Source organism: Thermostichus sp. MS-CIW-26 (assembly GCF_054059115.1).
Genome location: NZ_JBSSBV010000070.1, coordinates 1 through 9017 on the forward strand (window position 1 = coordinate 1; position 9017 = coordinate 9017).

Below are 9017 nucleotides of genomic sequence, written 5' to 3' on the forward strand. Positions count from 1 at the left end.
CAGGACTTGGGTCATGGTTCTATCATAACTTCCGCATTCCTCCCGACACTGACCCTACGGGTACAGTGCGGGGCTCCTGCGATTTCTAGCTGACGAAGTTGGCGGGAAAACGGGCTCCGGTTTGGGCCGGATCGAGCCCGCCTCGGCTACTGCCTCAGAGAGCTTTTGCCGCACCAGCTCCTGAGTCTCCAAAATGTTGGGATCCGCCGCCCATTCCGGGGCCTCTCGAACGGGATCATCCTCGGAGGTGAACTCCAGGTCGTAGGTCTCGGCGCGGTAATCGAGGCTGAAGCATTCCCAAGCCCGCAGACTGTAAAAATAGGGGAACAAACGCACAATGCGCTCAATATCCAGGTGCGCAGCAAAGCGACGAAAAGCCTCTTCTTCAGACACCGGAAAAGGGGCGTAATGTTCTGAAACAAACCACCGCAAGAACTTCCGCGCCTCTGGGATGATCTGCTGGGCAGGCAGGGATCCCAGCACCGCTGCGTTGAAGCAGTTGACCAACAGGTGCTCCAGCATCACCGCGTTGTACTCGGCAAAGCAGGTTTGCTCGCGGCTTTCCACCGGCTGCCAGGGCATGTTGCCGTTGGCGGCAATGAGCAGGTGAACCAGGTCATGGGAGGGGTTGGTTTGGATGTAGCCGTGCCCCTCCAACTTGGCGCCATCGCAGCTAAAGAGCTGGTGTTGGGGGCTCCAATAGAACTTGAGTTGCTTTGCCGCCATGTTCAGTTCTCCTCCTCACCCAGGGGATCCTTTTAGAGCTTACACCTGCACTGATGAGCTGCTATGAACTATAGGCCACGGAGGAGAGCGCCGGCTTATTTGACAATTGGTCAGCGAGAACGCTTGCCACAAGTGGCAAAACAAAGGGGTCTTTATCTCGAAGCAATTCTCGGAGCAGACAGGCTTTAGCCGCCCTACTAGGCTCAAAGCTGAGACCCGCTGTGCTCGCATTGTGAAAAAAGATGAACTCGAGATCCTCTAACTGCAGTAAAAATCTCTACGCCTACACCAAGCGCTACAGTAGCTTTCGGAATTGTGGTATTGCAACTCCGTACTTTCATGCCACCCCACTGTGCTTGCACTGGCAGCTGCAATGACTGTAAAAATACAGCCCGGTCAAGTAAAAAGCCAAAAAGCTGGTTGGCTGCTTCTCCTGGTGCTCGTGGGAAGCTGCCTTGTCGGCTGTGGCTCTTCCGGCGGTACAGGCATTGAGCCGTCTGCTGTGGGATCCCAAGCTCGCCTGACGTTCAATGGGGCTCTGACCCGCTCCTTTTCTGGCACACAAGGGGAAATGGAGTTCAACATCGCCCTCCTGCAAGGCGGGGATCCGCCCCAACCAATAACCCAGCTCTCTGCCAGTCAGGTCAGCCTGCAGGTAAACCGGGTAACCGACTTGCTAGGGATCCCGCAGCCGGTAACCTTGACCCTGACACCCACCCGGATCGAGAACCCCCCGCCGGATCTGCCTCAGCGGCCTTTGCTCATGGCTGTGCTGATGGATGGCTCAGGCAGCCTGTTGGTCTTGGATCCCCAATCTCGGCGCTTCCTGGCTGTTTTTCGGCTCCTGGATCAATTTCGCCCTGCACCCCTGGATCTGGGCGCCATTCTGCGCTTTGACAACCGGGGGGCAGGTTTTGGCCTTACAGCTTTGGGGCAGCCCCTGCGCACGGCTCAGCTATTGCAGGACTTCACCGGCGACAAAGAGCTGCTGAGACGAGGCGTTTTGCGCGCTGTTCCGGGGGGGAACACTGCCCTCTACGATGCCACGGTAGAAGCCGGGCGTTTCTTGAGCGACTTTCGGCCCACCGAGCGTTTCAACCGCCGTTTGGTGGTGTTTACCGATGGGATTGACAACGAAAGCACCCGCTCCATCAACCAAGCTACTCAGGAGCTGACAACTTTGGCCAGAGAGCGAGGACAAAAACTCACCGTGTATGTGGTTGGGTTGGGGGTCGATTTGAATCTTCTGGAGTTACAGCGTCTGGCTGCAGCTACTGAGGGGACTTTTGTGCTGGCACGGTTTTCTGAAGGGCTGGAAGCTCCCTTTGCCAACTTATTCCCTGCTGCTATTGGGGAGCACCGCCTGCAGGTGAGGGTGCAAAGCAATGTTCCGCTATCTGCTGGTTCTTATCTTCTCAGTGGCGAGCTGAGAGTTGAGAGAGAAGGCAGCCGTTTTGTGGCGCCCTTCAGCGACGCTGTTCTCACGGTGGGATCCCGCTAGAGTCATTCCGCAGGCTGACAACATCCCTAATCGAGAGCGAGGCGATAAGCAAATGTTTCGACGACTCGGTATACCCAGAAGATTTTGGCAACCGGCTGCGCTTGTCCTGGCGGCAGTGCTTACAGGTTCCCTAACGGTTTTCCTGAAAGGTTGCGGTGGCACCTCCAGCAGCCCCTCGACTGTGGGGTCGCCGCCAAGGGATCCCAGCTCCGGCTTTGCCTCTGCCATTTTGGGGTTGGTGGTGGATCCCTTTGCTCAGCTTTGCCCTTCAGGCTCAACAGCCGCCCTTTGTTCGGGAGGGCCGCTCTTTTCAAGAGGCAATAAGGTTGAGTTGTTCAACCTAAGCTCAAGAGGGGACATTTTGTTGCCTGCCTTGTCAACCACTGCCTTGGAGGGCAACTTGCGGTTCACCATCCCCTTTTCCGGATCGATTATTCAACCGCCGGGGAAGTTGGTATCGGTTCAGTCCAACCTATTGGGCCAAGGGCGTCAGTCCGGCCAGTCTATACCCCTGCGGGGATTTGTTTTCAGCGCAGCCGTGGATGTTTCCCCTTGGAGCGAAGCCCTTTATCGCATCTTGCTGCGGGAGCGGGATAGAGTACCTTTCTCCAACTTAGCTCCCCCCGAAGTTAGGGATCTGGAGAATATTCTGTTTGTCAGCGTACCTCTTTCCAGAACAGCCCGAGACCTGGAGGAAATCATTACGGACATTATTCGACAAGCGGATCAACTTAGTTTTAATCAGCTTCGCTTTGTGGAAGATCTCATTCGCGTTTGCTATGCCCCAGAAGGTAATCAATCGGATCAGCCCTGCCGCCTCCGCATTCCCGTACCCCTACCGCCGGCACCTACGCCGACTCCATTTGTGCCTGCTCCTGAAACTCCCGCTCTTCCCACCATCATTACCAACAGGGCTGTGGTTCGTTCAGCATCGGGCTCGTTGCTCTTTAGCAACACGGTTTCGGTGAGGGTAGATAACTGATGGCTGCCTCGTTTTAGTCAAGTTTGGTCAAGCTGGTTTTGTGTTCTGAGAGAACGCGCTGAGAGAGCCGAGGAGTGTTGAATGCTGACCTCAAAACCGTCTTGATTTCGTCCTGGTCAACTGGAAAGATTGCTTTGCTTTTTTAGTCGCAGCTTGGGCACCGTTTCCACAGCCCTGCTAATGGTTCTCTTGGGGGTAGAGCAAGCTAGCTTCCTCCGACACCCACACCCACTCCGACACCCACACCCACTCCAACACCCACACCCACCCCGACACCGACGCCCACACTCACTCCGACGCCCACACCCAGCCCAGCACCTCCCCCAGGCGAAGGGATCCGACTGGTCAAGCGGATTACCGCTCTCAACGGAACTCCTATCCCCGAATTCTTCGACGAGCCCACCGACCCCAACGACAACCCAGGGATCCCTTGGCCAGGCGGAGCCAGCACCTTCCTTCAGGGGGCCATCAACCTGCCGGTGCGCCCAGGAGCGCGGGTGCAGTTTGCCATCTACTTCCTGCTGGACTCGCCCGCTTCCACCTTTGTGGTGTGTGATCCCCTGGCGCCTGGCTTGCAGTATGTGCCGGGCAGCCTGTCGGTGAGCACAGGGGGAGGGGGAGCCTTCATTCCGCCGGGTGGGGCCGTGCCGCCTGCTTGTGGGGGCATCAGCAACCCCAACGGTGTGGTGGTGGTGAATGTGGGGGGAGGCAGTTCTGGCTCAGCCGGTGTCGTCCGCTTCGAGGTCACTGTTCCCAGGTAAAAGCCATTCCACCGTTGCTCCTCAACTGGGAGCAGCCTCTCATCCCGAGGTGAGGCCATGCCTTATCGGCTGGCGGAAGGGAAGTGGGAGTGGAATGGGAAATCCACTGCAGCCGGCGGTAGATTTAGGGAGAGGAGATCCATGATATGAGGGTGGCTGATTGCCAAGGCCCTCTTCAATAGCTATGGCTTGTTGCCGCAGGTGAGCAGGTGTGGATCCTCTTACTAGGCCATCTTGATTGACAGAGAGGCAAGGTGTGGGCAAATACAGCTCTAGGTTCGTATTGCCTTTGTTGGCGAGTATAGCAGCAGCAGGTTTGCAATTGCCTTCGCCGGCACAGACTACGATCTACGTCACCACCACAAGCGATGCTATAGCCGCTGATGACCTCTGCTCTCTGCGGGAGGCCGTGATAGCCGCAAACACCGATTCAGCAGTGAATGAATGTTCTGCGGGCCCAGGTGCAGACACGATTGTGCTGTTGGAAGGGAGGACCTATACCTTGTCGATAGACGACGATGGGTCGGGACACCAAACCGACTCTGGAGCGGACAACGACGATTTGGACATTACCAGCACCATCACCATTCAAGGCAACGGGGCGACGATCCAGCGAGATACTTCGATAGCATGCGATCTAGACGGTAGTGCAGCCAAAGGCGAGTTTCGCATTTTCCATGTCAGCAGCGGAGGCAAGCTCAATCTACAAGGTGTAGAGATCAAAAGTGGCTGTGCGGATGGAGCCAATCCTCCAAATCCAAATCCAAATACTGCAAATACTGCCGGTGGCGGTGTTTTTGTGGAGGTCGGCGGTCAGCTTGCAGTCTCCAATGTTCAGATCTCCAATAATGGGGCTTTTTCTTTCGGGGGCGGCATCTACAACCTGGGCACAGTAACCATTGACGCAGCGGGCATTTCCGACAACGGTGCCGGCCAGGAGGGAGGCGGCATCTACAACGGCGGCGGCGGCAAGGTAACGGTTACCAACGCCGGCATTGTCAACAATGGTGCTGGCAAAGAAGGGGGCGGCATCTACAACCTGGGCACAGTAACCATTGACGCAGCGGGCATTTCCGACAACCGTGCCGGCCAGGAGGGAGGCGGCATCTACAACGGCAGCGGCGGCAAGGTAACAATTACCAACACTGGCATTTCCAACAATAGCGTTGGTGACAAAGGGGGCGGCATCTACAACGGCAGCGGCGGCACGATAACGGTTACCAACGCCGGCATTGTCAACAATGGTGCTGGCAAGGAAGGGGGCGGCATCTACAACGGCAGCGGCGGCACGGTAACGGTTACCAACGCCGGCATTGTCAACAATGGTGCTGGCAAGGAAGGGGGCGGCATCTACAATTTAGGCACGACAAACATCAGCAAAACAGGGATCTCCGGCAATAACGTTAGTGAAAAGGGGGGCGGCATTTACAACGGCAATGGCGGCAAGGTAACCCTCAACGCCAGCGAGATCTCCTTCAACAACGCCAGCAAGATCCCCTTCAACAATGTCAACCAGGAAGGGGGAGGGATCTATGTTTCCAGCAGCAGTACAGTAAACATTACCAACAGCACCCTATCAGGAAATAGTGCTGGCACAAAAGGCGGTGGCATTTACAATCTCGGCACCAGCAGTCTAAGCTTTGTAACAATTGCATCGAACTCAGCTTCAGAAGGTGGAGGTATTTTCAACGGCGCCACAGCCAACCTCAGAAACTCAATCGTAGCAAACAGTACAAGCGGAGGTAATTGTTCCAACGCTGGCACTCTCACCCCCAGCGGGGCGAATCTCGACACCGATGGAAGCTGCCCAGGACTTACGGCTGTGACCTCAGCAGCTTTGAACCTTGGGCCACTGGCCAACAATGGTGGGCCGACCCAGACCCATGCCCTTCTGGCAGGCAGTGTAGCCATCGACGCTGTGCCAGCCGGGCAGTGTACCGACCTGAACAGTAGCCCTGTCAACCAGGATCAGCGGGGTTTTTCCCGACCTGCTGGAGTTCGGTGTGATGTAGGAGCATATGAGGAGCAAGCTCCGCCCACCCCCACCCCAACACCGACGCCAACACCCACTCCAACACCGACGCCCACCCCGACACCGACACCCACACTCACTCCGACGCCCACACCCAGCCCAGCACCTCCCCCAGGCGAAGGGATCCGACTGGTCAAGCGGATTACCGCTCTCAACGGAACTCCTATCCCCGAATTCTTCGACGAGCCCACCGACCCCAACGACAACCCAGGGATCCCTTGGCCAGGCGGAGCCAGCACCTTCCTGCAGGGGGCCATCAACCTGCCGGTGCGCCCAGGAGCGCGGGTGCAGTATGCCATCTACTTCCTGCTGGACTCGCCCGCTTCCACCTTTGTGGTGTGCGATCCCCTGGCGCCTGGCTTGCAGTATGTGCCGGGCAGCCTGTCGGTGAGCACAGGGGGAGGGGGATCCTTCATTCCGCCGGGTGGGGCTGTGCCTCCTGCTTGTGGGGGCATCAGCAACCCCAACGGTGTGGTGGTGGTGAATGTGGGGGGAGGCAGTTCTGGCTCAGCCGGGGTCATCCGTTTCGAGGTCACCGTTCCTAGGTAGGAGAGCCGTGTAGTCATGCCCTCTGAGAACTCCGTCTTTGCTATCGCGGTCGCAAAAGCGTCGTGTAGCGATGACGGCTTTCCCCCAGGTGGAGCACGCCAGTCGTTGAAATCTCAATCGAGGTCTGACAACGCTTGCCGCCTGTGACGGTGGGATGTCAGGCTGAGACAGGAGTGGTTTTGCAAGTCGGTAGGAACCATGACGCAGCGTGCCCAAGGATTTTGGCAATGGGGATCCCTTTGCCGGATTGGCCTCTACGTAGCTGCTCTATTCTGCGTGGTGGTGCTCTGGGGGATCCCGGCCTTGGCTCTGCCCCAGGGGGATGCCATTACCGATCCACGTACCCTATTGCGGCGGGCGTTGCCTATTCAGGAAACGAAGCTGCTGGAAATTGATGAGGCCATCTCCAAAATCGACGCCGACCTGAAGTACAACCGCTGGTCAGCGGTGCGGGGAGATGTGCGCCAGGTAGAGCACCTCTTGGATCGCTATGGAGATTCCCTGCTGGCCGGCTTGCCCCCGGATCGGGTGACCCCAGCCTCTGAACAGATGGCTGCGCTGCGGGAGCAGTTGCGGGTGATCGGCCAAGCCAGCGAGCGCAAATCCAAAGGCAAAGAAGAGGCCCGCGCTGCCTACGACCGTCTAGTGGACGAGTTGGGATCCCTCGAAAACAACTGGGTGGGGGCTTTCCCCTACACAGTGCCTGCTGAGTATGCCGACAAACCTCAGCTCTTGGGGCGGGCAGAGGTGGAGCTAAACACCACCGCTGGGCGCATGGTGATCACCTTAGATGGCTACAGCGCCCCCATCACTGCCGGCAACTTTGCCGACCTGGTGCAGCGGGGCTTCTACGATGGCCTGACCTTTGACCGGGTGGAGACCTTCTTCCTGGCGCAGGCCGGGGATCCCCCTGGCCCTGCCGATGGCTATGTGGATCCGGCCACGGGCAAGGTTCGCACCATCCCCATGGAGATTCGCGCCAAAGGCGAGGTGATGCCCCGCTACGGCCAGACTTTTGATCAGATGGGCCTGTGGGATGTGGAACCGGCTCTGCCCTTTTCCGCCGAAGGGACGGTGGCCATGGCCCGCTATCCCGACGATCCCAACAGCGCCTCTTCTCAGTTCTTCATCTTTATGGCTGAGCCGGATCTCACCCCGGCGGGGTTAAACCTCATGGATGGCCGCTATGCCGTGTTCGGGTACGTTACAGAGGGAACGGAGGTGCTGCACCACATCAAAGTGGGGGATCGGATTGTGAGTGCCAGGTTGATTGCCGGCCAAGACAACCTCAAACCCGGAGCCTAGAGGGGATCCCTTCCTTCCTGCCTAACTGTGTCGATAAGCCGCCGTACCGTCGCCGCCCCTGCAGAGGGCTGGAAGCGAAAGGGAAATTTGCCCCTGGCCAACAGGCGCAGACCCAAAGGCACCAAGCTGAGCAGCCCTTTGGGATCCCGGCCCACCACCTGCAGGGCAAAGCGGCGCTCATCTATCCAACCACCGGAGCGCACCAGTTGCACCAGAGTCTTGCGGTGGCGGATGGCTATGCGCAAGGACTCCGTCCGAATAGCGCGAACAGCGTGCGATGGGGAACGGTCGGTGGGCAGAGCAGCGGTCTTGTCTGCATGGCGGGAGAGGATCCCCTGTTTGAGTTCGGTGATTTGATCCAGAGGTGCCACGCCCATCGGGCAGACGCTGTTGCAGTTCCAGCAGCGGGTACAGCCCCAGACACCAGCCAAGCTATCCAGAGCCTGCAGGCGTTGTTCCCGTTGGCTGTCGCGGCTGTCTTGGACGAGGCGGTTGGCTTTGGCCAGAGCATGGGGGCCGACGAACTCTGGGTTCACCTCTTTGGCGTTGCAATCGGAATAGCAGGCCCCGCAGAGAATACAGCCACCGGCAGCGTTGAGATGTTCCCGTTCAGCAGGCAACTGCAAAAATTCTCGCTCCGGGATGCGACGCCCCGCCGTGCTGACAAAGGGATCCACCCGGCTGAGATCGTTCCAGAAGGGCTGCATATCCACCACCAGATCCCGCAGAACGGGCAGGTTGCCCAGAGGGCCGATGCGAATAGGCTGCGGCTGGGGGCTGCGGGGATCCAGCTCTTCGCCCACATGTCGGCCACAAGCCAAGGCTGCCCTACCGTTGATGCGCATGGCGCAACTGCCACAGATGGTGTTGCGGCAGTTTTTGCGGAAGGCCAAGCTGCCATCCTGCTCCCACTTGATCTGGTTGAGGCAATCGAGAATGGTGGCGCCAGGGGATGTCTCCAGCCAGAAGGACTGCCAGCGGGGCGGCTCCGGCGGCAACTGTCGGAAAATCTGAAATTCTACTCGCAAAGTGTTCTGCACCGCTGAAGGGAAAGGGGATCCCATCCTAGCTGATACATTTACGCTGAACACTGCTGAACATCACTGTTCAACTATGCAGCGATAGCATTCTGTTTGTTTCCAAACAGAATGGCGGTATCCC

8 protein-coding genes and 1 pseudogene are annotated in these 9017 nt (G+C 58.1%); 7 read left to right on the top strand and 2 right to left on the bottom strand.

Annotation, left to right across the window (positions count from 1 at the left end; all coding sequences use genetic code 11):
- Window positions 1-54: 54 nt before the first annotated feature.
- A complete protein-coding gene (locus ACVWZU_RS13825; protein ID WP_414375275.1) occupies window positions 55-726 on the bottom strand; it encodes a hypothetical protein in 672 nt (223 codons plus the stop codon).
- A gap of 442 nt (window positions 727-1168) precedes the next feature.
- Here ACVWZU_RS13825 and ACVWZU_RS13830 point away from each other — a divergent pair, with 442 nt between their 5' ends.
- The 7 genes and pseudogenes from ACVWZU_RS13830 (at window position 1169) to ACVWZU_RS13860 (ending at window position 7856) form a co-directional block, all read left to right on the top strand.
- Entirely contained in the window at window positions 1169-2227 is a 1059-nt protein-coding gene (locus ACVWZU_RS13830) for a vWA domain-containing protein (protein WP_457445480.1), read from the top strand.
- Between the two features lie 155 nt (window positions 2228-2382).
- Window positions 2383-2571: a hypothetical protein gene (locus ACVWZU_RS13835; RefSeq protein ID WP_457445482.1), complete on the top strand. Its 189-nt coding sequence runs from the start codon at window positions 2383-2385 to the stop codon at window positions 2569-2571.
- Window positions 2572-2591: 20 nt separating this feature from the next.
- Complete coding sequence (locus tag ACVWZU_RS13840; protein WP_457445484.1) at window positions 2592-3209, top strand: hypothetical protein; 618 nt, start codon at window positions 2592-2594, stop codon at window positions 3207-3209.
- A 497-nt stretch (window positions 3210-3706) separates the two neighbouring features.
- The gene (locus ACVWZU_RS13845; RefSeq protein ID WP_457385272.1) at window positions 3707-3970 is read left to right on the top strand and encodes a hypothetical protein; all 264 of its coding nucleotides are present in this window, start codon (window positions 3707-3709) and stop codon (window positions 3968-3970) included.
- A 256-nt stretch (window positions 3971-4226) separates the two neighbouring features.
- Window positions 4227-4382, top strand: a pseudogene (locus ACVWZU_RS13850) (CSLREA domain-containing protein); the annotation flags it as partial.
- A 90-nt stretch (window positions 4383-4472) separates the two neighbouring features.
- Window positions 4473-6551 carry a choice-of-anchor Q domain-containing protein gene (locus ACVWZU_RS13855; RefSeq protein ID WP_457445488.1) on the top strand — a complete coding sequence of 693 codons (2079 nt, stop codon included), beginning with the start codon at window positions 4473-4475 and terminating at the stop codon, window positions 6549-6551.
- A 198-nt stretch (window positions 6552-6749) separates the two neighbouring features.
- Window positions 6750-7856: a peptidylprolyl isomerase gene (locus ACVWZU_RS13860; RefSeq protein WP_457445486.1), complete on the top strand. Its 1107-nt coding sequence runs from the start codon at window positions 6750-6752 to the stop codon at window positions 7854-7856.
- Here the strand turns inward: ACVWZU_RS13860 and ACVWZU_RS13865 are convergent.
- Window positions 7853-8884: a succinate dehydrogenase/fumarate reductase iron-sulfur subunit gene (locus ACVWZU_RS13865; protein ID WP_457445490.1), complete on the bottom strand. Its 1032-nt coding sequence runs from the start codon at window positions 8882-8884 to the stop codon at window positions 7853-7855. The genes ACVWZU_RS13860 and ACVWZU_RS13865 overlap by 4 nt on opposite strands.
- Window positions 8885-9017: the final 133 nt, after the last annotated feature.